Source organism: Candidatus Saccharibacteria bacterium oral taxon 488 (assembly GCA_010202465.1).
GTDB lineage: Bacteria > Patescibacteriota > Saccharimonadia > Saccharimonadales > Saccharimonadaceae > Nanosynbacter.
Genome location: CP047919.1, coordinates 318,269 through 342,773, shown reverse-complemented (window position 1 = coordinate 342,773; position 24,505 = coordinate 318,269). Strand labels below are relative to the sequence as shown.

Genomic DNA, 24,505 nt, shown 5'->3' with positions numbered 1-24,505 from the left:
ATGCTACAATAATCAAGTGACCAAGCCCACCAAGACCAAAAAACCATCCACTCACGCCGTCGTAAATCGCCGAGCGCGATTTGACTATGAGTTGGGCGAGGAGGTTGTGGCCGGGCTGGTGCTGACGGGCATGGAAGTGCGCGCTGCCAGGGAAGGGCACGTGCAGCTCAAGGGCGCATTCGTTAGTCTGCGCGGCGGTGAGTTGTGGCTAAATAATGCTAGTTTTTCACTGCGGCTCAATGTTCGCGGCCAAGCCAACGCCCGCAGCGTTGACACTTCAGCGCGAAAATTATTAGTCAGCAAACGCCAATTAACGCGCTTTACTGAGGCAAAAAAGCAGGGCATGACCATTGTGCCGACCAAATTATTGACTAACGGCAAGTTCATTAAGGTGGTCATCGCCCTCGCCAAAGGCAAAAAAACCTATGACAAGCGCGAGACCATCAAGCGGCGCGATCAAGATCGCGAGACGCGGCGGCAGCTTTCTGGGCGATAACCCGGCGATATAATTTCTCTAATTTGCGGACTTGGCGGCGCTCGGTGAACGTGACCGCTAATCTTTTGCTCTCAGCGCCAAACCTCGCTCGACGGGCCGGTGAACGGAGCAGCGTAATGATGGCATCCGCCATGCTCTTGGGCCGATTTTTTACGAAGATACCGTTCACGCCGTCACGCACTACCTCTGATACTTGCGTGTCAATGATGATAATTGGCTTACGAGCGTGCGCCGCTTCGTGTAATACCCAGCCTTGCGTATCCTTGAGTGACGGGAAGCAAAACACATCCAGCGCCTGGTAAGCCACGCCTAATTCCTCGCGCGGCAAAGCGCCGGTAAAGATAATCCGATCAGCGTACTTACTCTCGGCCGCCATCGCCTCAAGTTTTTTGCGGTACTCGAAATCGCCAACGAACAGCAATTTGGATTTAGGGCGAGCCTTGGCGACGTACTTGTCAAAGGCCTTGATCAAAATCGGTAAGTTTTTCTCTTCACCCAGCCGCCCAATAAAACCAAATACTTCATCAGATGCCCGGAGACCCCACTGCGCCCGAAAGGCCTTGAGCTGAGCCGCCGACGGTCGCGGCAGGGCATTGACACCATTTGGCAGCAATGTCAAATCATACAGATGATCATCGTCCTGCCAGCCACTGAGCTGAGCGACACTTTTGCGACTGAGGGCGATGACGGCGTCGGCTTTGCTGTAGAGAATAGTGATGACGCACTCGATGATGGCCCGGTTCCATTTGGTGATACCACGCGGCCGGTACAGCTTGACCAGTTCAAATAAATCACGGCCCCTTAGCTTAATCGACAGTGGTAGCACCACGCCAGCCAGTGTCAAAATCCCCGGCAGTACCGCCGGATAATGCTCGGCAAATTCGTACATATCGGTGCAGTGCTGGATGACGAGGGGGATCTGCTGCTTGTGCGCCGCACTGACGCCAACCAGCCCAATTTGCGACGGCGTAAAGATGTGCACGATGTCCAGCTCCAGCTCTTTGATGCGGCGCTGCACTGCCGGCGGGAAGAACACCGACGTATCGTAATCATCAAAAAACGCACCCTTGATTGATGGAAAGCGAACGATGTGCGAATCCGGATCTTCGTTGAGCAGCTCGGCTTGTTTGGCGGGATTCATCGACTTGGCGGGGCAGAATACGTAGACTTCGTGGCCCAGCGCCTCGAGCTCACGCTTGAGCGATTCGACCACAAAAACGATGCCGTTAATCGACGGTCGATAGGTATCGGTGAATAAGCCTACGCGCATTCCTCATCTTCTTTTAGCAACTCTTGATACATCGCGACTAAGCGCTTGGCGCCAGCACCGCTATCAAATCGTTCAGCAATTTTTTTAGCACCATGAATTGCTGACTGGCGAAAAGACGCATCTGTTCTGAGACGGGTCACTAATTGAATAAATTGCTCATCAGTACCCGCCATAACTGCCGAGCCACGAAATGTATCGTCATACTGCGGAATATCACGCAATACTATCGGCAATCCAGCACCAGCTGCCTCCAGTACACACACAGGATGATTTTCCTGAGTAGCCGGCAATACAAACACATCAGCTGCCATATAATACTGGCGCACATCTTCGAGCGGTATAACACCGGTTACCGTAAGGTTAGGAGGAACTGAATTAATAAGTTTTTGCATTGACTCGTATTTAGCCCCAAGATGTTTAAATGGAATACCGCCAATCCAATAAAACGTAACATCCGGCATTGCACGAGCGATTGATATAAAGGTATCAAGTCGTTTGCGAGGCTGCACTTGGCCATTACCGATGACGACGAAATCACGTTCTGTCAAATGTAACGCTTGACGCGCAACACGGCGATCATCAGCAGTAACCCGATATCGCGCCATGTCAACTGTATTATATAACACTTTGACGTTAGACAATTTCATGTCATGAACCAGCTCATCATGTACCATCTTGGAACAGGCCAACACAAGGTCGGCCCGGCTGTAGAAGAACTTTAGCCACAATTTACCAACTGGCTTCCAGTATCTGGCCGCCCTCAATGATCCAATGAAACTATCTGGTACCAAGTGTGCTGAAACAATTTTTTTACCGTTTTTGCGCAGTAACCGTCCCAATGCATACATACCCACTGTCTGGACATGAACTATATCTGCCGATCGATTAGTGTTAATGGCAATATCAATAGCAGGCTGTTTTTCCAAGGCACCAGTAATCTCCTTATAAGCTGTATGTACACCATGTCCTTGGACCGTAAACTCACTTTCCGAAATCATATTGACCACGATTCGGGATGTCTTTTTAGTCATATTTAGCAATTATACCATGATAATTCGTTGTATAATACAAGAATGCGATTATTTTCCTGGAACGTCAATGGTATCCGCGCTGTCATCAACAAGGGCGAGTTTGCCCGCTTCCTGCAAACCTATGATCCGGATATTGTATGCCTCCAAGAGACCAAGGCCGCCCGCGACCAGGTAGAAATTAATCTGCCAGAGTATCACGAACATTTCTATTCAGCCGCCAAAAAAGGTTATTCCGGCACGGCGATTTTGTCGAAAATCCGGCCGCTGCACTGGCGCGATGGGTTGCCGCCGGCTATCATCGAGCGGTTTAATTTGACCGGCGATCAATATGGCAATCCAGCGGACGAGGGGCGCATCATCACTGCCGAGTTCGACGATTTTTGGGTGGTGACCTGCTATACGCCAAATTCAAAGGGGGATTTGAGCCGGCTGAAATTACGCCATGAGCAGTGGGATCCAGCGGTGCTGGCGTATCTGGAGGAGTTGGAGCTCGTCAAGCCAGTACTATACTGCGGCGATATGAACGTGGCGCATCAAGAAATTGACCTAGCGAACCCTAAGCCCAATGTCGGCAGGCACGGTTTCACTGACGAGGAGCGCGAGGGTTTTCAGAATTATCTGGACGCTGGATTTATCGACATCTTCCGGGCGGCGTTTCCCGAAAAAACCGACGCCTACACCTGGTGGACGCACTGGGCCAACGCCCGGGCGCGCAACGTCGGCTGGCGGATTGACTATTGGCTGGCATCGCGTGAAATCGCCGGGCGCGTCACCAACCCACAGATTCACGCCGAACAAATGGGCAGCGATCACTGCCCGGTAAGCATTGAGGTTACGATATGAAAATTACCAAACGCTCAGGGAAACGCACATTATTCATCAGTCTCAGCGCCGTACTAGTCATCGCCGGGAGCGCTGTGGTGACGTATTTCGCTCTCCGTCATTTCAACCCGCCACGTACCACCGCTCAGCAGCCAATTAACACAAAGCAGCCCGATCCCGTACCAACACCCAAGGAAAAAACTCCCGACAGCCCGAAGCCCCCAGCGCCAGCCGCACCAATTATCATCGCTCTACCGCGCGCTACACCGATCCCCGCCCGCATTGTCAACAACGCTGATGACGCTGATCTCTGGAAAATCGCCAACAAATCCCGGGCCTTTGCCAATCCTCGCTATCAGCCAAGCGACCTCCGCATCGTTAGCGTACCGACATTACCCGGCCGCGGCCAAGACGAGCGCTCACTCCGCGCCGTCCTCATGCCTGATCTCGAGAAGTTAGTCGCCGCTGCCCGCGCCGCTGGCGTCACGCTCCGCGTCGGCTCAGGCTACCGCAGCTACGCCACCCAAGCCTCACTCTTTGCCAGCTACGCCCGCCGACACGGCGAGGCTGCAGCCAGCCGCTTTAGCTCGCGCCCCGGACACAGCGAGCATCAATCAGGCCTGGCGGTTGACTTCGCTGGCGCCGATCAAACCTGCTGGGTGGATAATTGTTTTGAAGGAACCGCCGCCGGCAAATGGCTGGCCGCCCACGCTCATGAATACGGCTTTATTCTGCGCTATCCGAAGGGTAAGGAATCGATCACCGGCTATCAATACGAGCCATGGCATTTTCGCTACGTCGGGCGGGAGCTAGCGGGTGCGCTGCACCAGTCGGGCTTGACGATGGAGGAGGCTTGGTCGTATATTGAAAAGGCAATGACCAAACTCAAGCAGCGAGGAACACAATAAATGAAGCACGGGGTGGGGCGCGCAGTCGTGGCCATGGTTTTGGCGGCCTGGACGACACTGACACTACTGATGATCAATGGCGGCACGCAGCTCGTCAATCGAACCTCAGAGTCGGTCGCTCATTCGCCGCTGTATAATTTCCAGCCGATCACCATCCGTCTCGACCGGACCAATCGCGACTTGACCTTTCCGTCGTGGAAATATTTACAAACTGGGAAAATCTGGTCGTACGTTTCGGGCAAGCAGGGCATCGACCCAGCCTTTGAGCCACCGCTGACTGATATTACTGATGGTACGCCGAGCTGGATAGAGGATAAGCGCGTGCAGCCGATGGTCAAAGAGCCACTGGAGCAACTGCGCCAAGCCACGGCTGAGGCCAAGCTACCGGTCCTCGTCTCTAGCGCCTACCGCTCCGGCACCGCCCAAGCCAAAGTCCGCACTGAAACCACCGCCAAAAACGGTGCCGCCCACACCGATGAATACGTCGCCAAACCCGGCCACAGCGAGCATCAGCTCGGCCTAGCGGTTGACTTAACCAGCTTTTCTGAGAAATGCAAGGCCCGCTTTAGCGACTGCGCACTTGATCCAAAAACCGCCAGCTGGCTCGCCACCCACGCCCACGAATACGGTTTTATTCTGCGCTATCCGAAGGGCAAGGAAAAAATAACCGGTATCGCGAGCGAAGCTTGGCACTTCCGCTACGTCGGAAAAGACCTAGCCAGCCTCATCCACGAATCGGGGCTGACCTTTGACGAAGTGTACCAAAACATGGTCAAATTACGCGACAATGCATCAGTTGCTAAGTCGTCTCCTTCATGATATAGTAAGCTATTGCGAGAAAGCCAAAAATACGAGATAATCAAGCGATGAAGCAGCAGAAATTCGCAGTTTTTGATATCGACGGTACGCTCATTCGTGGCGGGCTGTATCGGCAGTTGGTGCTCGGGCTGATTGATGCCGGCGCCATCCCCGAAGTCCATGCCTCGATCATTCAGCAGAAATTACTCAGCTGGAAACGGCGAGAGTCAAAAGATGCCTACGATGAGTACGAAATGAGTTTGGTCAATGCTATTTCCAGCTCACTCGCTGACATCCCGACCGCGGTGTTTGACGAGGTGGCGAGTAGTATCGCCGAGAGGGAGCTCGACCACGTCTACACCTACACACGGCATCGCCTGCGCGAGCTAAAGCAGGCGGGCTATTTTCTGATCGCCATCTCTGGCTCACAGCAGGAGTTAGTCGAGCCATTTGCTAAAAGATACGGCTTTGACGCCTGGGCGGCTCAGGTGTATGAACGGCAGGGCGATACCTTTACCGGTACAATGACCACCAAGACGTATACCAATAAAGACAAGATCCTCCAGGGAATTATTGATAAATACGGGCTAACGCTCGCTGGCAGTTATGCCTTTGGCGACAGCGAGGGCGACCGGCACCTCCTGGCGATGGTTGAACATCCCGTCGTCTTTAACCCGACGGAAAAGCTCCTTGAAATTGCCAAAACCAACGGCTGGCCAATTGTCCTGGAGCGTAAAAGCGTGGTGTTTGAACTCGAGAAAGGCGAACGTGGATACCTTTTGGCGCAAGCAGGAAAAATCTAAGCCGCTGTTTCCCGACGTCGAATGGAATCGGCCAGAGCGCCGCGACCAGGCCGGGCGGCTGGGGATCGTTGGCGGCAACAAGCTCGGCTTTGCGGCGGTGGCAACCAGCTACCAGGCAGCACGTGACGCCGGGGCAGGTGAAGTGCGAGTCGTGCTACCCGACACACTGCGCCGCACCGTGCCAGCAGCGATGACCGACGTTCTATTTGCGCCCACCAATCCGTCCGGCGGCCTCAGCAGCGCGGCAGCAGGCGAATTAGCCGCCCTCGGCGAGTGGGCTAACGTCATGCTGCTAATCGGTGACGCCGGCAAAAATAGCGAAACGGCCGCGCTGTACGAGCAATTTGTGCGCCAGTACCACCGGCCAGTCGTGCTGAGCCGCGACGCCATCGACCTGGTGCAAAACAGCTTTCCCGCCATCCTTGATAACCCCCACGTCGTCTTTGTCGCCTCATTCGCCCAAGTGCAAAAGCTCTTTCGCAGCGTCTACTATCCAAAAATCCTGACATTTAGCATGCAGCTAGCACAGTTAGTTGAGGCGCTACACAAATTCACCATCACTTATCCGGTCACATTGGCAGTTTTTCATGCCGATCAATTAGTCGTCGCACGGAGCGGAGAAGTCATCACCCAAGCCTGGACCGAGCCGATGCAGCTTTGGCGCGGACAAACTGCCGCGCACGCCGCGAGCTACCTCTTGTGGTCGCCCGAAGCACCACTGGCCGCCATCAGCACCAGCATTGCCGCTAGCGTATAAACCGGGGCGGTTCCCACCAGCTCTTGACGATTTATAGACTACGCGGTATAACAAGGATAGTTATGTCACGAAAATGCCTGATTTACCATCCTGTGACTGAATTTCCTCTATCAGATCCAGATTTTGCTCAAGAGATACAGGAACGATTTAGTATACTGAATGACAACCCCATACAACCAACGCAATCCGAGGAGCGTCATCTTACTATCCTAGGTGCACGAGAATACCCAAAGATTCTACATCCGTCTAGACTGCAGGTCCGCCTACCGGAACAATCACAAAAGAGCCTTGAGCTCAATGTAGTTGGCGCTCGTATATTAGGAGAGTGTGCACTCACTCTGGTATTCAATGACCTCAGCCAAACTTTACCGCGGGAAGAAAGACGACGTATCAAGCAAGCATTTATAGAAGCAGGGGCTACCACTCCTCACCATAAAAAATTCAAGCCACACGTCACCATTGCCAAGATTCCCAGGGGAATTAGTAGACGGCATGTGATTCGCTGGACAGAAAATATGCTACCGACAGACCCAACCGTCATCGTTGGCGGTATCACGCAGAACAATCTCTCGGGGAGAGAATTTAATGAACAGTCCCTCATCGAGTTTGACTTTAGTAATGAGGGTCATTCTCTCGATCTACAGGTTGCTGACTGTATGCTTCTGCCGCCACTAAAACAAAAGCCAGAGAAGAAAGGGTGCGGACATCATTCTCATTCTTAACATTAGCTTCTCATAAGGTATTGCCACCAATAAAACTCCCGCTACAAAACGGGAATAAAATTAAACAAACTGAGGCGACCTCTGGTACCGCGGGCCGGACTTGAACCGGCACGAGCTAATGCTCACCAGATTTTGAGTCTAGCGCGTCTACCAATTCCGCCACCGCGGCACGAGAGAACGCCCCAAGTCATCCGAGGGTAATTATACCACGGCCGCTACCACATCAGCAAGAGCCCGGATACTTTATCTTTCCGACGTTTTCCCGTATAATAAGGGGTGATGAATCCACATGACGATCAGTTTGGCAGGCGAGTGGGAGCGCCAATCTCGAGTCAACCTCGTCCACTGACGCCGCCACCACGTGATTATTCTGGCTCGCAAGCTGCTGCCGCTAATGTTATTCGTGATCAAATTAATGCTATCTATGGCGGTCGCAGCACCGAGTCCACGCCACACACCACGCCGGTGGTTCAGCCGCGGCCCACGGAGCAGCCACATCCAGAACCGACCGAGCGTACTACTGTCACGCCGCCACCGCGCACGCCAAGCCCACACGCCCTGAACACCGCGCCACCGGCAGCTCAACCGACCCAGCCAGCCACAGCGCCATCTCCCGAGCATCCCGCTCACATCACCGAGTCACCTCAGCCCCAGCCAGCGAACAAGTCAACGGACAAGCCCACCGCCGCGCCACCAACCACACAGGCGCAACCGACCGCCCCGGCCAAAACTCCCGCTCATCAGCCGCAAATCACCGCTGATCAGTGGAAGCAGTACCACAGCTCTTGGCAGAAATATTATCAGATGTACTACGAGCGCTATTATGCCTCACACCTTGACCAAAAGCAACAGGAATTTGACCGGCTGGTCCAGTCTGCTCGCGACGCTAACGCCGCCGCCGCGCCGGCCATGACCGATATGTTGTCCGCCCAAAACCCCATCAAGCGCCTCCGTACCCAGATCCAGCAAACCGTCCGCGACAAGGCCAAAAAAGTCACCAAGTCACGCCATTTCATCCCGGCACTGGCAGGTGTATTGGTGCTGCTAGCGTTCGTCTTTTTGCAGTACAACCGCGTCTTGTTTGGTATCGCCGCCGCCTATACCACCCCAGGCAATGTTGATCCACAAAACATCATCGTCAATCCAGCAAGTAGCACCACTGTCGGCCCCGACCCACGGCTGATCATTCCTAAACTCAACGTTGATGTACCAGTCATTTATGGCGTTAACGCGGCCGACCATAACGCTCAAATGAAAGCAATGGAGAAGGGCGCTGCTCACTTCGCGATCGCTGGCGCGAACGCCGTGCCTGGCCAAGTTGGCAATGCTGTATTCTCGGCGCATTCGTCTAACGATGCCTTTGCGCCCGGTGACCACAAGTTTGTCTTTGCTCAAAACGAAAAGCTGGTCAAAGACGACATCATCTACATGCACTACCAGGGCAAACGCTACACCTACGCCGTCACCAAGAAAGAAGTCGTTATGCCAAACGAGGTCAGCCGTGTCCAAATTCAAACCGATAAGCCGATGCTCACTTTGATCAGCTGTGTACCGCTTGGCACTGCTGAAAAACGCCTGCTGGTCTTTGCCGAGCAAATCAGCCCCGACCCATCTGGCGCTGCCAAATCAACCGAGCCAGTCACCACTCGATCCGCCGCTATCCCGGGTAAGCCATCACCAACACTACTGGAACGATTATTTGGCGCCAAGGAATAAAGCACGATAAAAGCACAATAAGATTCAAATTAGCGCTTAGCGCTTGATCGTCATCCGTAGCCGTGACATCGTCACCGTGCCGTTATCAGCTCGGCGGAAAGCATACAGCCAGTCGCCGTCGTGCGACAGTGACGCATCAAACCCTTCGCTGGCCTCCAGCATCGTCGATTGATTAGCGCCGTCGAACTCGCGCATCACCAGCTTGCCGCCCTCAACACTCCACACGTGATAATCATCCAGCCAATCAAGCGTCGTTCCCGTCGGCAGTGCCGTATCATGCGACATCGATTGCCGCTCAATATCATAACTCATAAAGCCAGCCGTCGTTCGCATCAAGACGAACCGCCCGGTACCGCTCAGATCCAGCTCGGTCAGTAGTTTACCGGCAGCGATCGACTTGACGCGACCAAGTAATTTTGACGCTGACGAGCTCGACCCGTCCAGCGCCGCGCCCATGTGCAGCGTCACCGCCGAGCCGACGCCAACCACCAGCACGTCTTTATTATCATAGCGCGAGAACTTGATCATCAACGGCGTCGAAGCCTCCGCCTCAGTCTGTCGCCGCACAACCACTGGCTCAGTCCAGTCCTTGCGCCAAATTCCCGCCAGCTGCAGCTTGCTCGTACCATTTGTCCCGACGTAGGTGATATAATCCGCACCATACACCGAGAATGACTGCACATGACTGATCAGCGGCGCAGAAATCGTCGCTGCGTTTAAGTCCGCTCGCCGCAGTTCGCCGCTCGACTGTAGTATGTATAGTTCGTTGCCGCTCTCACCGAGGAAGCGCACATCTTTTAGTTCCAGCCCGATCACTTTCGTGATGTCAGCCACTGTCTTATTCTCGCGGTCGACTTTCAGCCACTGGACTTTTTCGCCTTGGCCTTCGACCACGTAGGTGTGTTTGAGAATGGCGTAGCGATTACCGGAATCCCATTCAACGATCTTGAATGTGTGCGTCGTCGCCTGGCCGCCATAGCCCGCCACCACCGACGTATCCAATGTCACCTCATTAAACTTTGGCTTATCCGAATCACGCAAATCGCCCCAGACGATCTTCGGCGCATCGGTCGCTTGCATCACACCCAGCATGAACCGCCAATTTGGCGAAAATCGCACCGAGGCCAGCGACGAAAATTCCTTGACCGAACTCACCACCCGCTCACTCGGCACCAGCCGCGCATATGATAGCCAGGTCAGTGTCCCGGCCTTAACCTCGACGACCTTGCGCCACTCGTCATAGCCATCCAGGCGCATGGAAAATTGATGCTGCCCCTCAGGAAGCATGCCCTTGATATGTGTCTTGCCGAGCTCCATGCCATCGACAAACACCCGTGCGCCTTGCGGCCGCGAATCATACTGCACCAGCGCCCGCTGCTCAACCGTCTGCGTCTTAAGATTCAGCTGATAGCCAAGCGTATGAAAAATCAAAATGAACGCCAATATACACACCGCCAGTACCATAACTGTGTAAATCAGTGTCCTGCGGGCGAGCTCTAAACTGCGCTTTTGTTTTCGATACATAATGAGAGATTATACCACATTTCACCCCTTGCAAAAAGCATGTCCTCTTTGTACAATAAAATATAAGCATTAGGAATACGAGGGGTTCATGAACAAACAAATCATCCATAAAACCGTCCACAAAACTGCCGGCCAAAAATCAACGACGCTCAGTCGCCGCCATGTTGCCGCACCATCGCACGCCAAGCGTCGCCTGGCCAGTCGCCTCGACATCACGCGCGACACCTCCGTCCCGATGAGTGTTCATGTCAATAAATTTGCGCCGAGCGTGCCGAGTGTCCAGCTGCAACCAACCAAGCGTGACCGTCCTGCCGAACCGCACCCGACCATGGTGCGCGCCCAAGCTCGCGCCGCCCAGCAGCCTCATCAGACCACCCGAACTGCAACTCGCCGCAGTCCAGCCACATCACACCATCACTCGACTCGTATCGTTAAACCAAATCAAACTCCAGCCAAACAGCATCCTGCGACCCTCGCGCCCAAGCCAGCCGCCGTTCTCAAGCATGAAGCCATCACCGAAGCCCTGCAGCGCGCCACCACCCCGCAAAAAGCGCCGCGCCGCGCCAAAAAACCAAAGAGTCGCATGGGTCGCTGGCTGCAAGTCGCCTCCGTCGGCCTGGCCATCATGCTGATCGGTGGCTATTTCACCTACCTCGGCATGCCTAACATCTCCACTCGCATTGCCGCTATCCAATCTGGCATCAACGCCAAATATCCCGGCTACCGACCAACTGGCTACGCCCTGAGCGGCCCGGTTACCTTCAAGAGCGGGGAAGTCCGCATGAAATTTGCCTACGCTGACGGCGGCCAATCCTACACCATCACCCAGCAAAAAAGCTCACTCAACTCCGCCGCCCTCAAAGAGACCCTGACCGCCGACGGCGGCGACGTCCAAACTACCACCGCCGGCGGTCTGACTATTTACAGCACCGACCGGACGGCCAGCTGGATCAATGGCGGCGTCCTCTATCAGATCACCCTCGGCGGGGCATTGTCAAGCGAGCAAGTCACCAAAATCGCCACTAGTTTATAATCAGCCCCGTAAGCACGCACACCCCTCACGTTTACCAGCGCCGCGCCCGCGTGCTATAATCACCCCATGACTACACGCACTCGTTTCGCACCCTCGCCAACAGGGTTTTTGCATGTTGGCGGCATTCGCACGGCATTATTTGCTTTTCTCGTCGCCCGGCAGGCTGGCGGCCAATTTATCCTGCGCCTCGAAGACACTGACAAGGTCCGCGAAGTTGCCGGCAGCCGCGAGCATCTGATCGCCAGTCTCAAGGCACTGCACCTCGACTACGACGAAGGCCCGGACATTGGTGGGCCATACGGGCCATACATCCAAAGCCAGCGATTAGACCATTACCGCCAGTGGGCGCAGAAACTAATCGACGCCGGCCGTGCCTACGCTGATCCCTACACACCTGAGCAAATCCAAGCGTTTCGCGACGCCGCCCAGGCCGAGAAGCGCGCCTTCCGCTACCGTGATCATCGCCCCGACAATCCACCGGAGTGGGACGGCACGATGCCGCTGCGCTTCAAGGCTGAGCCCAAAAGCTATACCTACCACGACGAGGTCATGGGTGACGTCACCACCAGCCCCGAGGTAGTTGACGACTTCATCCTCATCAAGTCTGACGGCTACCCGACCTACAATTTTGCCCACATCATCGACGACACCGAGATGAATATCACCCACGTTATTCGCGGCCAAGAGTTCATCTCCAGCATGCCAAATTATCTGGCACTCTACGAAGCGCTGGGCTTGCCGCGGCCCATATTCGCCCATCTACCGCACATCATGAACGAGCAGGGCAACAAGAAATTAGGCAAGCGCGACGGCGCCAAAGACGTGCTAGATTATATCCGCGACGGCTATCTGCCAGAGGCGCTGGACAGTTTCATCGCCACCATGGGCTGGAACGACGGCACCGAGCAAGAGACCTTTACCATGGATGAGCTAATTACCAAGTTCAGCCTCGACCACGTGCAGCGCTCGGGCGCTCGCTTTGATGAAAAGCGGCTGCTGTGGACAAATGGGCAGTTTATCCGCTCGCTGACGCTGGATGATTTGGCCGAGCGGGTTAATGATTTTTGGCCGGACAGTGCCGCCGGGGCGGACGAGGAGTATCGTCGGCGCGTCCTAGCACTAGCGCAAGACCGCTTAAAAACCCTGCGTGATCTCGGCGGGTTTGGCTATTTTTTTGCGGAGCCTGAAATTAACATGGAGCTCATCAACAGCAACAAACAACTCAAGAAATTATCTGAGAATGAGCGATGCGAATTACTAGAAACTGCCCGCCACGAGCTCGCCACGCTCACCGACTGGACACCAGAGTTAGTCCAGATCCGGCTGAACGAACTGTTGGAAATCACCGGCCAAAAGCCTGGCATTCTCTTTAGTCTCATCCGCATCGTCATCACCTGGGCACCGTTCAGCCCGCAGCTGAATGACACGCTAGCGCTGATCGGCCGCGAGCGTACACTAGCCCGGCTTGAGCGGGGAATCGCCGCGTTCTCGGCGGGTGTAATATAGCCATCATACTATACCGAAATACTTCGATCAGCGAGCGCATCGCTCCGTTTACCGAACACGCCGCTTATGCTATACTAAACCCATGCACATCAAGAATCCTCGCCCAGCCACCGCGGCCCAAAAACCGACGGTAACATCAGCTAAATCCGATCATGCGTCACCAAACGCCCCGGCCAAAAAACGCTCGTTTGTCCAGTGGTGCAAAAAGCACTTGTGGGCCATCGTCTTGATTACTACCTCGCTGGTCATCGCTGGTATTTTCATCGTCGCTATCAATTCCGTCCAGCACGATAGCGGCCTACCGTTCTTCACTGCCAAGAAAAAGCCAACCAAATTCTACTCACCACTCACCGGTCTCGAAGTCGCTGATGAAGCAGCCACCAAGCAGCCCGTCACTGGCGTCATGATCGAGAACAGCCCCGACGCTCGCCCACAGTCCGGCCTCTCCGGAGCCGGTATCGTCTATGAGGCCGTCGCCGAGGGTGGCATCACGCGCTTCCTCGCTGTTTATCAGGGCGCTAAGCCCGGCCTCATCGGCCCAGTTCGTAGCCTCCGCCTTTACTATCTCAGCTGGGGCGCGCAGTACCAAGCCTCCATCGCCCACGTCGGCGGCAGCCCGAACGCTCTCGATACCGTCCGCAGCAGCGGCTACCGCGACATCGACCAGTTCTTTAATGGCGGCAGTTATTGGCGAGCCAGCGACCGCCGCGCCCCACACAATGTCTACACATCCGGTGAGAAACTTGACGCCCTGAATGCTAGTAAAGGTTTCAAAGAATCATCATTTACCGGTTTCAAGCGTGGTGATGGCAAGCCGGTCGAGACACCAAATGCCACCACTATCCAGCTCAACTTTAGCGGCAGCACTTACAATACCGCCTATGCTTATGACAAAGCGACCAACACCTACAAACGCTCACTAGCTGGCGCACCGCACGCCGACCGGGAAGGTGGCCAGATCGCCCCACGCGTGGTCATCGCTCTCGAAGCACCGCTCGAGCGACGCGTCGGGCCAGATGGCTACGAGGACACCGTCACCATTGGCTCGGGCAAGGCGACCGTCTTCCAGAACGGCACCGCTACCGCCATCACCTGGAAGAAAGATAGCCTCACCGCACCGCTCAAACTGCTTGACGAAAATGGCAAAGACTTTACCCTGGGTCGCGGCCAAACATGGATCGGCGTGTTTACGCCCGGGCGGGGATCCGTCACGTGGCGATGACAGCTGGCGGCACGTCAATTTGCAGCTTTCGACGATACCACCGGCGCATGTTGTTCGCTTGTGCACTGGCCGGGCAGATGGCGGTGGCGCTCATCAGTGGTGTCGTCCTCAATATCACTGGTCTTACCTCGTGGAATCACCCAGCGTTCTGGTTAATTACTGGTACGATTTTCATCGTCGGCAGTCTTTTTTCGACCATGTTGACCATCATTGCCGGTCGGCCACTGGATAATATCTTGACTGCCTTGATCCATAAACGCGGCGAGCGCACCACCACGCCGCTACCAAACCCGAACGCCGAGCAACACGCCAAAACCGGCTTCAAGACCGTCCTTGAACTCATCTACGACGAGCCGACTCAACCCGCCCCGCCGCCAAGCCCCGACGCGCTGCTGACCCAAGCGCTCAATCACACCAGCTGCGGCGTCGTCGTCCTCGATCCCACCAAACGCATCATCTCCGCCAACAAGGCTGCACCAATTGCCACTGACGCCGACGGCCAGCCGTATCTGGCGCTGGATTTTCTCAACGAGCAGTCGCTCGACGCCTGGCTCAGCGACGCCGACGCCTGCCAAGTCTCCGCCGAGCGTACCTGGCGCCACGTTGCCACTACCAACGGTGCCTTCAAAAAAACTCGCTTCTTTGACATCATCGCCTCCTACCAAAAAGACGCACCCGGCGAAACCGTCATCATCCTCATCGACCGCTCGGCCCAGTACCTCCCCGAGGAAGAAGACCTCAACTTCATCTCCTTCGCCGCCCACGAACTCCGCGGCCCGATCACCATCATCCGCGGTTATCTCGACGTCCTCGCCGAGGAGCTGGCCGGCCGACTCAAGGGTGACGAGCCGCAGCTGTTGGCACGGCTGACGGTCTCTGCCAACCGCCTGTCTGGTTATATCAATAACATTCTCAACGTCGCCAAGTTCGACCGCCACCACCTTAGCATCCACCTCGCCGAGGACTCACTCGCCGACATCTATGGCTCGATCGCCGACGACATGCAGCTGCGCGCATCGACGCAGCACCGCTTGCTCAATATCAGCATCCCCTCCGACCTGCCAACCGTCGCTGCCGACCGCTCCAGCATCAGTGAGGTCATCTCCAACCTCATCGACAACGCCATCAAGTACAGCTTTGAGGGCGGCACCGTCTCGGTCAGTGCCGAACAAAAGGGCGATGTTATCGAAGTCTCTGTCGCTGACAATGGCGTCGGTATGCCGCCGAGCGTCGTCAAAAATCTATTTCACAAATTCTACCGCTCGCATCGCAGCCGCGAAACCGTCTCTGGCACCGGCATCGGCCTCTACATCTGCAAGGCCTTTATTGAGAGTCACGGCGGCCACATCACCGCGCGCTCCAAAGAGAACGAAGGCTCGGTCTTTTCGTTTACCGTGCCGGTGTATGCCGCCGTCAAGGACAAGCTGCTCGAGGACGGACAGCTCAATCGCAATCTGATCCGCCAAGGCGGTGGCTGGATAAAAAATCACGCTATGTATCGAGGATAAGAGGAGGGAAGTATGGCGATCAAAACAATCTTGTGCGTCGAGGACGACCGTTTTATCGGCGAGATGTATGTGCGCAGCCTGCAAAAAGCTGGCTATGACGTGACTTGGGTGGTCGATGGTAATGACGGGCTGGTCATGGCCCGGAGTCAGCCGTTTGACTTGATTATCCTTGACTTGATGCTGCCCGAACAGCGCGGCGACCAAATTTTGGACGCGCTGCGCTCTGATGACACCGACCTGATCCCCAACAGTAAAATCCTCATCATGACCAACTTTGAGCAAGACGACGCCACCAAATCTGCCATCATGAACCGCGTCGACGGCTACCTCATCAAGGCCGACATCACACCCCGCAAGCTGATCGACGTCGTCAACAAGATGGGCTAGACGCCCCCAGCTAACCATGCTATAATGACCCGGTAGCTTACACGGCCCTATCGTCTAGCGGTTAGGACACTGGGTTCTCATCCCAGCAACCCGGGTTCGATTCCCGGTAGGGTCACCATACAGGGATGTATATTCCGTTCGGATTTGAAACAGCTCGTTTACCTCTGGTGGCGAGCTGTTTTTGTGGGTTCCAAAGTTTATTTGTTCGTAGGTTGGAAGTTTGTTGAACATAGCACCGAAAAAGGCGGCTTTTCGCAGTGGATTACAGAGGTCGAGTAGTAGTTCTGGCAGGTGTTCCAAAATATATTTTGCATATTGCAAAACTTGGTCAAATTCGGCTTGTAAATTCGGCTGCCTAGCAATTTCTTCATCCAGCTCTGCTAATTCTTTTTCGACGCTAACAATATCCTCTTCAAGATATTTTAGGGCCGTCTCGCTTGTGACAATACGCATCCGATTAACGGTTGCCTTGATTTGGCTTTGCAAGCTCTCGCGGTGCTCTAGGCGCTGCCGATTAGCATCAATTTGCCCAGTCTGACGCTCGCGCCACAATTCAGCGATAGCGGCGATAACATCGTCAACATACTCTGGCTTGATAGTAATAGCCCTCACAAAGTCTTCTATCGTCTTATCAAATTCAGGCTTCGACACACGGAAGTAATGACCATCGCGACTGCAGTGATAAGCTGGATAGTGTTTACCTAGCTTGCCACGAGCGCTACCAGATAGTGTCTTACCGCATTTAGGACAGGCAACTACCTGCTTATATGGATAATCTGGGTTATAAACTTGTTTATTTTTCAAATGATCTGGAACTGCTTTACGTTTAATAGTGATATTATCACGGCTATCAACCTCCACGAAGACTCGGCCGCGATTAGCTTCGTTGAATAAATCCACGCTAACGAGCCCATCAAACTGCGCTTTAACTGGCTTATCATGTGTCCATTTTTCTTTAATAATACCGCAATATACCAATTTGCCGGTGTATTGATCAATCATTTTGGCGGTCATTTTTCGGCCACCAATCTGTCGTTTAATTTTCGTTCGGTCGTATTTGTCACGTACAATCGTCACGCGAGAACGAAAGCCCATGGAATTAAGCTCATCGGCAATTTGCGGGTTTGTATAAACATGCGCAGCGCGCATCTCGTCCTTGGCGCGCTCAGCCTCCAGATACTCAGATTTTTGTGTTGGATTAAACTCACTCCAGTAATATTTGAACCCGGTATGCTCAAGAGTGTTAATTTGCTGCTTACCAATAACTCCGTACATATCCTCAAGTGCAATACCAAGCTTAGTCAACTGCCGCTTGAGCGGAGAATAGTAATCACCACCACCTCGTGTAAAGCGATCAATCGATTTGATACACATTCTTCGTAGTGACGCGGACATAGATATGTCTGAGTTTTTCAGAGACCTGTCTAGCCTTGCAAACACAATGGGTATTTGGTCTCATATTAAAGCTGGAGGCACGAAAAGCTTTTATATTAATCGATTGCATATGATAGAATCGCCGCAACTTTTGAGACAATACGAGGAATTTTGTGCGGATGAGTCGCTAAAAAGCGTGAACGGCTTAATCGTCTATATACCTAGACGACCTGCTTTATGCGGTAAAGAAATATGTTAAAGATATGCAAAAAACATGAATAATACATATGTTATACCCTCTCAAGGGGATGTTCATGATATGAATATCTTTCAAAATGGCTACCTTGTTGATTTTGAGGCGGCTGGATGGAACAGGCTATCTACTGACATATCAACATTTATCCATCACATTATGTGTGGAGGAAATTATTTTGGACCATCGTATGCGAAATGGGCAGAACCTAAACCTAATCCGCTAAGCAGATCTAAAGAAATCACTCATACTGACGGTAGGGTGTGGGTAAAACTCAATACATCGCGTCAAATAATAATTCGTGATTATATGGAGTGCTATATCAAAGGTATAGACAGGAATATCCTTAACAAAATTAATAGAGAGGCATGCGTAATGATATCCCTGAGGCTGCTGACTGTTTTTAATGTTACTTCCATGTCTCCAGATGATAGAAGTATTATATTTATCTTAGCAAATTACTTTTTCTCGCATTACACCGTAGAGGAGTCTGTAGGCAGCTGTTGCTTCAATGACGGTACATTTTAATTGCCTTAGCAAGAAGTTGTCTCGTGTTTTTGTGGGTGAGGAGCTGAAAAGCTTTTGGCAAGCTGACCCATAAGGGGCGTATATCTTCTCCTGTTTGAAGCTGTTGCTGCTGTCGAGGTACTGAGTCATTAATAGACGCGGCATAGTACGAAACCTCTTTTACTACGTGGCTATCGTCTGTTGAGAATTCATATATTAGAGTATCAATAAATCCTAGGATCGTTGTGTGGTATCCAGTTTCCTCAAGTATTTCTCGCACGGCGGCGTCACGGCGGCGTTCTCCGGGCTCTATAGAGCCTTTAGGAAAAGAATATTCCTTGACTGGCTGCAGTGATTCGATTATAAGAACTTTGTTATCTTTAACGATAACCCCTCCTGAACTATAACGGTGAATAATATTTTTTGAAGCCATGCGTGTCTAAGTATAGCACAGGGTTGTTAGTATTTTCTTAAACACAGCATAAATTTCACGAGGTACTTTAAATGACTTACGCTTAGGGCGTTTATCCGGGCAATGTTTTGACATTCAACTAAAACTCTGCTAATATTTACCTAGGGCTAAGTCAATTAGTCAAAATCCAGACAAATCTCGTACGATCAGTGAGCTAGACGAAGGCCCTTTAATGATGAAAGTGTTTAGCGAAAACCCACAAGAGGCCATGCTACACATTGCGCAATCAGCAACCCGTTCAGACGGAACTCCCTTTGATAACAAAACCAAGAAAAGTCTCGAGGCTGCACAGAGGTACTTGTCTGCGGGAATCGTTAGCGGCTATCGAAATCCCCTATCTCACGAAACACACAATGACTTGTCTGCGACAGGTGTCATTACCGAGCAACACTGTTTGGATGCTTTAAGCGTGCTATCCTTATTGCATACAAGGTTAGATGATTGCTAGGTAGTAGCAAAAGGCTATTACTCTTTTTTGGTGCCTTTATACTTTTCCAAAAACCCCTCAAAATCAAAGTCCTCACTCTTGCTAGCGACGTGCGCAAATCTTTGCATGAATTTCAGAAATCCGACTGCGTATTCGCGATTTGCATTGTCTGGGTCATGAAGCTCCAGGTAGTGGATCGTTTTCTGGATCGTTTCTTCGTCTTCGTACAGGTGAAGATCTTTGATTGTGTTCTCGTCGTTCATGATTATTTCACCTCCATAAATTTATTTAAGCCAATAAAATCTATCAACATTTCTGCTTCAATCACAGATACTGTCCTTCTCATTATCTCACAACTATCGTGATATGAGAGAATATTTAGGCTACCTTCATAAATAACCTGCCTATCAATGATGGCTAATTTACGGTGATGTTTGACTGTAAAAAGAACTTCGACACCCGCGAATTGTAGCAAAATTAGAGATTTTTGGACTTGCAATTTGTATATTTCGTCGTATTCTTCAAGCGGTTTGGCGTTAAGTAATATTGCCACGCCACGCTTTTTGAGCCGATGAAATATCGGGATGAATCTTTCAGCTCGGGCAGTTCTGAGAAACGGGCTTTCGATAATAACGCTTTTTCGGGCTCTTCGTAAGTCGCGCATAAACTGGTCGTCAAAAGTGTTTTGGTCGTAGAGTTTTGAGTCCGATTTTCGCAGATTAAACATCGCGCTCCTCCAAATCCGGCAAATACACCTCGCCATTTTTAATGACCATACCGAGTTCCCTGAAACGATCTCGCAGTACAAACAAATCGCGAAAAAGGAGTTCCACATTTATATTGGTTGGCTCACCAATTAGGTTTTAAATTTGGCGGAGTTTCCGTCTTCTTTGTTTATCAAGAAAAGTTTGTATGGTTTGCAGTGTATATTTATAATAAAGGTAATTGTTTTAATTTATTAAATGGAAAAATCATGAGCTTTATCGGCAGACTGATTGACAAAGATAAAGTTAAGGAACTAACTGATAAATATAACCTGACTAGACCAGGATTTGACGACAGCCACTCCCTCGATAGCCATATGATTGCAATGGCATACAGCAAAGAAGACGACGCAATATGTGTTTCAGTACAGTCTCAACAAGGGGTATCTCTTAACGGTCAGCTGCCCACAGGGGGAATTCCTCGAATAAATGCGCTTATATGGAAGGAGTTTAACATACGCATAGATTTGTATGAAAGTTTTATGGGTCTCAATGCGGAAGAGTTTAATAGTGGACATGGACAAATCAAGGAGTTCATGCTAGTAGCAAATCGTATTATAGCTCCGACTGAACTGAAGAGTGAAAAGGAAAAAATTGCACAACTAGCTGAAGAAGGCTCTCTTGCTCTTCATCAAGCCACACTTCTGCCCAGAGACAGTCAGAAGAAGAGTAGTTTTAGAGGGGTTGACATAACTTTTATGGATAAGGATGAGATATGGAAACTGTAGAGGGAGTTGTCAGTTGGTCTATTAAGGAAAAAAGGGGGTATTAACCTAACGGTTATAGAAATATTAGCCACCAAGAAGCTTGTTTAGAAAGGATGATATGGATTTTAGAAACGAGACGCTCAGTGAGAAAAAAGTTAAAGAAATAATACAAAAGTATAAACTATCCGCACCCTGGCCTGGTCGTGACGACACCATGGAGCGTAATTTAACAATGTGCGTTCGTGATACGAAAAAGGATGCGCTTTTTGCGTCTATACAGGGTCAGTTTGGTCGGGCACATAATGGTTTTCGTGTAGACAACGCCTTTGATGGCGTTGGTGTATTAATATGGATGGACACTGCTACAAGGATTGACTACTACGAAGACATAATAGGCCAAAATAAAGAAATCGTTATAATAGCTACTAAGATTGTTGCTCCAGAAAAAATACGTCCTCATAGCGACAAGCTATTATTTATGCTTAAAGAAGCATTACTAGCTTATCGTCGTTCAAGTCTACCACCAGCAAATAAAGACTTAAAACTTTCCTTCAAAAATACTGCAATAATAAGCTTCAATAATGGAGATAAGATATGGCAACAACAGTAGATGACCTTATTAGATTTGTATCAGAATGGCGAAGTAAGAATACTTACTCTACAACAAGTGAAGGAGTTCTTACTAGAGAGAGTTTACTTAAACTACTTAGCGATATCAATACCAAGATTGGGGACATGTCTTTTGAACCTCCTAAAGGTAAAAGTCGTGCATTTTTATACAGCAATATAGTCATAGAAAGCGACGGACATACGTATGCCAGCAAAGACTATATGTCTGATATCCTTAGGGCAGACAAAAAGGCATACAGTATATATGACATGGAAGCTAGCCGGCTATTTGGCAACAATGTGTTTAGAAAAGCTTTAGTCCATACTATAGGCGATGAATTCTTATTTGATGAAATCACCGGTGATACTATCCAGATTGACCCTGTTTCTGGAAAGCCTTTGCCACGCACGCGACTACATGCGGCGGATGATCGACGATAGCGAGGATATGGACGGCGCGATATATGTTGCAGAGGAGAACGGCCAGGTGGTCGGCTTTATTCAGGGCGTAATTATTGATCATCAGCCTGGTCAGGACACCGTTTTCGATGCAGTGCATGCGCCGCGAAAAGACGGCTGGATCGGGCTGCTCTATGTCGAGCCAGAGCAGCGCGGCAGCGGTATCGGACGAGCCTTGCTGGATGAAATGAAGCGCTATTTCCAGAGTAAAAATTGCGATACCTTGCGGCTAAAAGTGCTGAGCAGCAACCAGCGCGCCATAACGTTCTATGAAAAATATGGTCTTACGGCCCGCGAAGTAGAAATGATAACAAAACTACGGTAGGTTTTTCGGGATCTCGGCTTGAAGCGGCGCCCCACCGCGCGCTATACTGATACTATGGCCCGCGAAATTCTTACCATTGAGCATCTCAGCAAGACGTACGGCTCGGGTGATAGCGCCACGCGTGCGCTCAAGGACGTCAGTTTTTCGATTCGTCACGGCGATTTTCTAATGATCACAGGGCGCAACGGTTCGGGCAAATCGACCTTTATGCATCAGGTGGCGATGTTGGATCGCCCTGATAGCGGCACAATCTGGTTTGATAGTAGGGGTGACGAGGCACCAGCGATAGAGATCACTCAGCTACCAGAAAAACAGCGAATTGAACTACGCCTGCGCCAAGTTGGCTATATTTTTCAAGAGTACGCCCTGATTCGTGAACTCACCGCCCTAGAAAACGTCATGTTGCCGCGGCTGATGTGGTGCTCGGCGAAGATTGCTAAGCAAAAAGCTCTGCAAGAACTGGATCGTGTTGGTTTGAAGGACAGAGCGCGCCATCTGCCATCGCAATTATCTGGCGGCGAACAGCAGCGCGTGGCGATTGCCCGGGCTCTGGTCAATGAGCCGCACATTATTTTTGCCGACGAGCCGACGGCTAACCTAGATACGGTCGCCTCAACAAATGTCATGGAAACGTTGAAGGAAATTAACGCCAGCGGCATAACCTTGGTGATGATCTCGCATGAAGCTGATGAACTAGCCTATGCCAAGCGGCAAATCGTGTTTGAAAACGGCAAATTAAAAGGCGAGCGTCAACCCGCAGCCGGGAGGCTACTATGAGCCAGTCCCGCAAAACGCAGGAAACGCAAACGCCGCAGCCCAAGAACAATCTGTGGCGCGAGTTCTTGCTGGGTTGGCGATTGATGCGGCAGTACATCGTGCGCGGCCGCAAGTGGACGCTGGGCCTGACGACGCTGCTAGTGGCGGTGGCGTTCATTAATCTAGCCTTCATATCGTCGCTGCTAGCTGGCGTCACGTCGGCGATTGAATCGCAGATCAAGAACCTGATGGTCGGCGAGGCCTATATTGATGTCAAAAAGCCCGGCGAGTACATCACCAATGTCGATAACAAGCTGGCCGAGATCAAACGCATTGACGGCGTCACGTCGGCTGACAAAATCCTGGCTGTACCGGCAATATTAGGATATAACGATGACAAGCAGGTACAAGCTCGAATCAATGTCGTTAATCCGCAAGCCTTTCGCCAAACCCTGGAGGTCGCTAACCGCGTGTCGGACGGAACGTTTTTGGCGGCGAGCGACGACGAGATCGTGCTGGGTAGCCGGCTGCTCGAGAGAGGTTCTCTTGAAGGGGTCAAAGTTGGCGATCGGGTAACGATAAATGTTAACGGTAAAAAGGTCAACGTTAAGGTCGGCGGTATTACCTCGACGAAGTTCTATAATGCAGATATTCAGGCGTACATCTCGCGCGGTTTATGGCGCAAGCTCACCAGCGGTATACCGAGCCATTTGACGGCTGGCGAGAACGATGCCAGCATGATCGTCGTGCGCACCAGCCGCGGCAAGGAAGCGTCGGTGCAACGAGCACTTACTGACCTGAACTATCCGGGCCTGCGGGTTCACGATTGGCGTGACGGAGCGACGGTTATGGATACGATTACCGGTAGCTTTCAGTCGCTCAACGCTATTATGCTGATAGTTGGCATTATCATTGCGGCGGTGACGATCTTCATCGTGATTTACGTTGACATCATCAACAAGCGGCGGCAAATCGGCATTCAGCGGGCAATTGGCGTCAAGCCGCGAGTGATCGTCTTTAGCTACGTTCTACTAGCGCTATTTTATGCGGTGTGCGGTATAGCGGTCGGCTTGGTAATTTTCCTCGGTGGACTAGTGCCATATGTAGTGGCGCATCCGTTCAGTCTACCAATTGCCGACGTGACACTCAACATATCGTGGTGGGAATTGCTATTCCGTGCTGAGGTTGTGCTGGTAGTTGCCATCATCAGCGGCGCCATCCCCGCCATCATGGCCTCGCGAATGAAGATGCTCGAGGCGATTTTAGGGAAGGGCTAAGTGCGCCCCTCGGGGCAGCTGAATACGTACCATGCTTGACTTGCCGTGACGTGGCTCAATGTGGGTATCATT

Annotated in this window: 27 protein-coding genes and 2 tRNA genes; 22 read left to right on the top strand and 7 right to left on the bottom strand. The window is 51.9% G+C overall.

The annotated features are described in order from the left end of the window. Positions 1 to 16: 16 nt before the first annotated feature. Positions 17 to 496, top strand: coding sequence for an SsrA-binding protein SmpB (gene smpB / locus GWK76_01810; GenBank protein QHU92056.1), 480 nt, complete (start codon positions 17 to 19; stop codon positions 494 to 496). Here smpB and GWK76_01805 read toward each other — a convergent pair. Both GWK76_01805 and GWK76_01800 read right to left on the bottom strand, forming a co-directional pair. After that, a complete protein-coding gene (locus tag GWK76_01805; protein ID QHU92055.1) occupies positions 444 to 1,766 on the bottom strand; it encodes a glycosyltransferase in 1,323 nt (440 codons plus the stop codon). The two genes, smpB and GWK76_01805, sit on opposite strands and share 53 nt — an antisense overlap. Next, positions 1,757 to 2,797, bottom strand: coding sequence for a glycosyltransferase (locus GWK76_01800; GenBank protein ID QHU92054.1), 1,041 nt, complete (start codon positions 2,795 to 2,797; stop codon positions 1,757 to 1,759). The genes GWK76_01805 and GWK76_01800 overlap by 10 nt, the downstream gene beginning before the upstream one ends. Before the next feature lie 42 nt (positions 2,798 to 2,839). Between GWK76_01800 and xth the strand changes: the two genes are divergently transcribed. The 6 genes from xth to GWK76_01770 all read left to right on the top strand — a co-directional run bounded on the left by xth (position 2,840) and on the right by GWK76_01770 (position 7,607). Then, positions 2,840 to 3,640: an exodeoxyribonuclease III gene (gene xth / locus GWK76_01795; GenBank protein QHU92053.1), complete on the top strand. Its 801-nt coding sequence runs from the start codon at positions 2,840 to 2,842 to the stop codon at positions 3,638 to 3,640. Then, a complete protein-coding gene (locus GWK76_01790; GenBank protein ID QHU92052.1) occupies positions 3,637 to 4,527 on the top strand; it encodes a D-alanyl-D-alanine carboxypeptidase family protein in 891 nt (296 codons plus the stop codon). Before xth ends, GWK76_01790 begins: the two co-directional genes overlap by 4 nt. Beyond that, entirely contained in the window at positions 4,528 to 5,346 is an 819-nt protein-coding gene (locus GWK76_01785; protein QHU92051.1) for a hypothetical protein, read from the top strand. It begins immediately after the preceding gene. A gap of 47 nt (positions 5,347 to 5,393) precedes the next feature. Continuing rightward, positions 5,394 to 6,128 carry an HAD-IB family hydrolase gene (locus GWK76_01780; GenBank protein ID QHU92050.1) on the top strand — a complete coding sequence of 245 codons (735 nt, stop codon included), beginning with the start codon at positions 5,394 to 5,396 and terminating at the stop codon, positions 6,126 to 6,128. Beyond that, positions 6,094 to 6,885 (top strand): hypothetical protein, encoded by a 792-nt coding sequence (locus tag GWK76_01775; protein QHU92049.1) that lies wholly within the window; start codon positions 6,094 to 6,096, stop codon positions 6,883 to 6,885. Before GWK76_01780 ends, GWK76_01775 begins: the two co-directional genes overlap by 35 nt. Before the next feature lie 62 nt (positions 6,886 to 6,947). Continuing rightward, on the top strand, positions 6,948 to 7,607 hold the full coding sequence (locus GWK76_01770; GenBank protein QHU92048.1) for a hypothetical protein: 660 nt from the start codon (positions 6,948 to 6,950) through the stop codon (positions 7,605 to 7,607). Positions 7,608 to 7,689: 82 nt separating this feature from the next. On the opposite strand, the gene GWK76_01765 is transcribed toward GWK76_01770, so the two are convergent. After that, positions 7,690 to 7,776 (bottom strand) — tRNA-Leu (locus tag GWK76_01765). 110 nt (positions 7,777 to 7,886) lie between these two features. Here GWK76_01765 and GWK76_01760 point away from each other — a divergent pair. Next, complete coding sequence (locus GWK76_01760) at positions 7,887 to 9,323, top strand: sortase (GenBank protein ID QHU92047.1); 1,437 nt, start codon at positions 7,887 to 7,889, stop codon at positions 9,321 to 9,323. Between the two features lie 36 nt (positions 9,324 to 9,359). Here GWK76_01760 and GWK76_01755 read toward each other — a convergent pair whose 3' ends face one another. Next, a complete protein-coding gene (locus tag GWK76_01755; GenBank protein QHU92046.1) occupies positions 9,360 to 10,847 on the bottom strand; it encodes a PEGA domain-containing protein in 1,488 nt (495 codons plus the stop codon). Positions 10,848 to 10,935: 88 nt separating this feature from the next. Here GWK76_01755 and GWK76_01750 point away from each other — a divergent pair, with 88 nt between their 5' ends. The 7 genes from GWK76_01750 to GWK76_01720 all read left to right on the top strand — a co-directional run bounded on the left by GWK76_01750 (position 10,936) and on the right by GWK76_01720 (position 18,658). Continuing rightward, entirely contained in the window at positions 10,936 to 11,880 is a 945-nt protein-coding gene (locus GWK76_01750) for a DUF4367 domain-containing protein (protein ID QHU92045.1), read from the top strand. 66 nt (positions 11,881 to 11,946) lie between these two features. Further along, on the top strand, positions 11,947 to 13,386 hold the full coding sequence (locus GWK76_01745; GenBank protein ID QHU92044.1) for a glutamate--tRNA ligase: 1,440 nt from the start codon (positions 11,947 to 11,949) through the stop codon (positions 13,384 to 13,386). Positions 13,387 to 13,468: 82 nt separating this feature from the next. Continuing rightward, the gene (locus GWK76_01740) at positions 13,469 to 14,608 is read left to right on the top strand and encodes a DUF3048 domain-containing protein (GenBank protein ID QHU92043.1); all 1,140 of its coding nucleotides are present in this window, start codon (positions 13,469 to 13,471) and stop codon (positions 14,606 to 14,608) included. After that, positions 14,560 to 16,116: a hypothetical protein gene (locus tag GWK76_01735; GenBank protein ID QHU92042.1), complete on the top strand. Its 1,557-nt coding sequence runs from the start codon at positions 14,560 to 14,562 to the stop codon at positions 16,114 to 16,116. The genes GWK76_01740 and GWK76_01735 overlap by 49 nt, the downstream gene beginning before the upstream one ends. 12 nt (positions 16,117 to 16,128) lie before the next feature. After that, a complete protein-coding gene (locus GWK76_01730; GenBank protein ID QHU92041.1) occupies positions 16,129 to 16,503 on the top strand; it encodes a response regulator in 375 nt (124 codons plus the stop codon). 43 nt (positions 16,504 to 16,546) lie between these two features. Next, positions 16,547 to 16,621, top strand: a tRNA-Glu gene (locus tag GWK76_01725). 1,530 nt (positions 16,622 to 18,151) lie between these two features. Further along, positions 18,152 to 18,658 carry a hypothetical protein gene (locus tag GWK76_01720; GenBank protein ID QHU92040.1) on the top strand — a complete coding sequence of 169 codons (507 nt, stop codon included), beginning with the start codon at positions 18,152 to 18,154 and terminating at the stop codon, positions 18,656 to 18,658. Here GWK76_01720 and GWK76_01715 read toward each other — a convergent pair. Beyond that, positions 18,639 to 19,070: an NUDIX domain-containing protein gene (locus GWK76_01715; protein QHU92039.1), complete on the bottom strand. Its 432-nt coding sequence runs from the start codon at positions 19,068 to 19,070 to the stop codon at positions 18,639 to 18,641. The two genes, GWK76_01720 and GWK76_01715, sit on opposite strands and share 20 nt — an antisense overlap. A 211-nt stretch (positions 19,071 to 19,281) precedes the next feature. On the opposite strand from GWK76_01715, the gene GWK76_01710 reads away from it, so the two are divergent. Beyond that, a complete protein-coding gene (locus GWK76_01710) occupies positions 19,282 to 19,557 on the top strand; it encodes a hypothetical protein (protein ID QHU92554.1) in 276 nt (91 codons plus the stop codon). 17 nt (positions 19,558 to 19,574) lie between these two features. Here the strand turns inward: GWK76_01710 and GWK76_01705 are convergent, their stop codons facing one another. Together GWK76_01705 and GWK76_01700 are read right to left on the bottom strand one after the other, a co-directional pair. After that, positions 19,575 to 19,799, bottom strand: coding sequence for a hypothetical protein (locus GWK76_01705; protein ID QHU92038.1), 225 nt, complete (start codon positions 19,797 to 19,799; stop codon positions 19,575 to 19,577). Positions 19,800 to 19,801: 2 nt separating this feature from the next. Beyond that, entirely contained in the window at positions 19,802 to 20,263 is a 462-nt protein-coding gene (locus GWK76_01700) for a hypothetical protein (GenBank protein ID QHU92037.1), read from the bottom strand. A 117-nt stretch (positions 20,264 to 20,380) separates the two neighbouring features. Here GWK76_01700 and GWK76_01695 point away from each other — a divergent pair, with 117 nt between their 5' ends. The 6 genes from GWK76_01695 to GWK76_01670 all read left to right on the top strand — a co-directional run bounded on the left by GWK76_01695 (position 20,381) and on the right by GWK76_01670 (position 24,433). Then, positions 20,381 to 21,028, top strand: coding sequence for a hypothetical protein (locus GWK76_01695; protein QHU92036.1), 648 nt, complete (start codon positions 20,381 to 20,383; stop codon positions 21,026 to 21,028). Between the two features lie 97 nt (positions 21,029 to 21,125). Beyond that, positions 21,126 to 21,617, top strand: coding sequence for a hypothetical protein (locus tag GWK76_01690; protein ID QHU92035.1), 492 nt, complete (start codon positions 21,126 to 21,128; stop codon positions 21,615 to 21,617). Further along, complete coding sequence (locus tag GWK76_01685; protein QHU92034.1) at positions 21,602 to 22,057, top strand: hypothetical protein; 456 nt, start codon at positions 21,602 to 21,604, stop codon at positions 22,055 to 22,057. The genes GWK76_01690 and GWK76_01685 overlap by 16 nt, the downstream gene beginning before the upstream one ends. Further along, positions 22,044 to 22,400 carry a GNAT family N-acetyltransferase gene (locus GWK76_01680; protein ID QHU92033.1) on the top strand — a complete coding sequence of 119 codons (357 nt, stop codon included), beginning with the start codon at positions 22,044 to 22,046 and terminating at the stop codon, positions 22,398 to 22,400. Before GWK76_01685 ends, GWK76_01680 begins: the two co-directional genes overlap by 14 nt. A gap of 54 nt (positions 22,401 to 22,454) precedes the next feature. Beyond that, positions 22,455 to 23,177: an ATP-binding cassette domain-containing protein gene (locus GWK76_01675; protein QHU92032.1), complete on the top strand. Its 723-nt coding sequence runs from the start codon at positions 22,455 to 22,457 to the stop codon at positions 23,175 to 23,177. Continuing rightward, complete coding sequence (locus tag GWK76_01670) at positions 23,174 to 24,433, top strand: FtsX-like permease family protein (GenBank protein ID QHU92031.1); 1,260 nt, start codon at positions 23,174 to 23,176, stop codon at positions 24,431 to 24,433. The genes GWK76_01675 and GWK76_01670 overlap by 4 nt, the downstream gene beginning before the upstream one ends. Positions 24,434 to 24,505 lie beyond the last annotated feature (72 nt).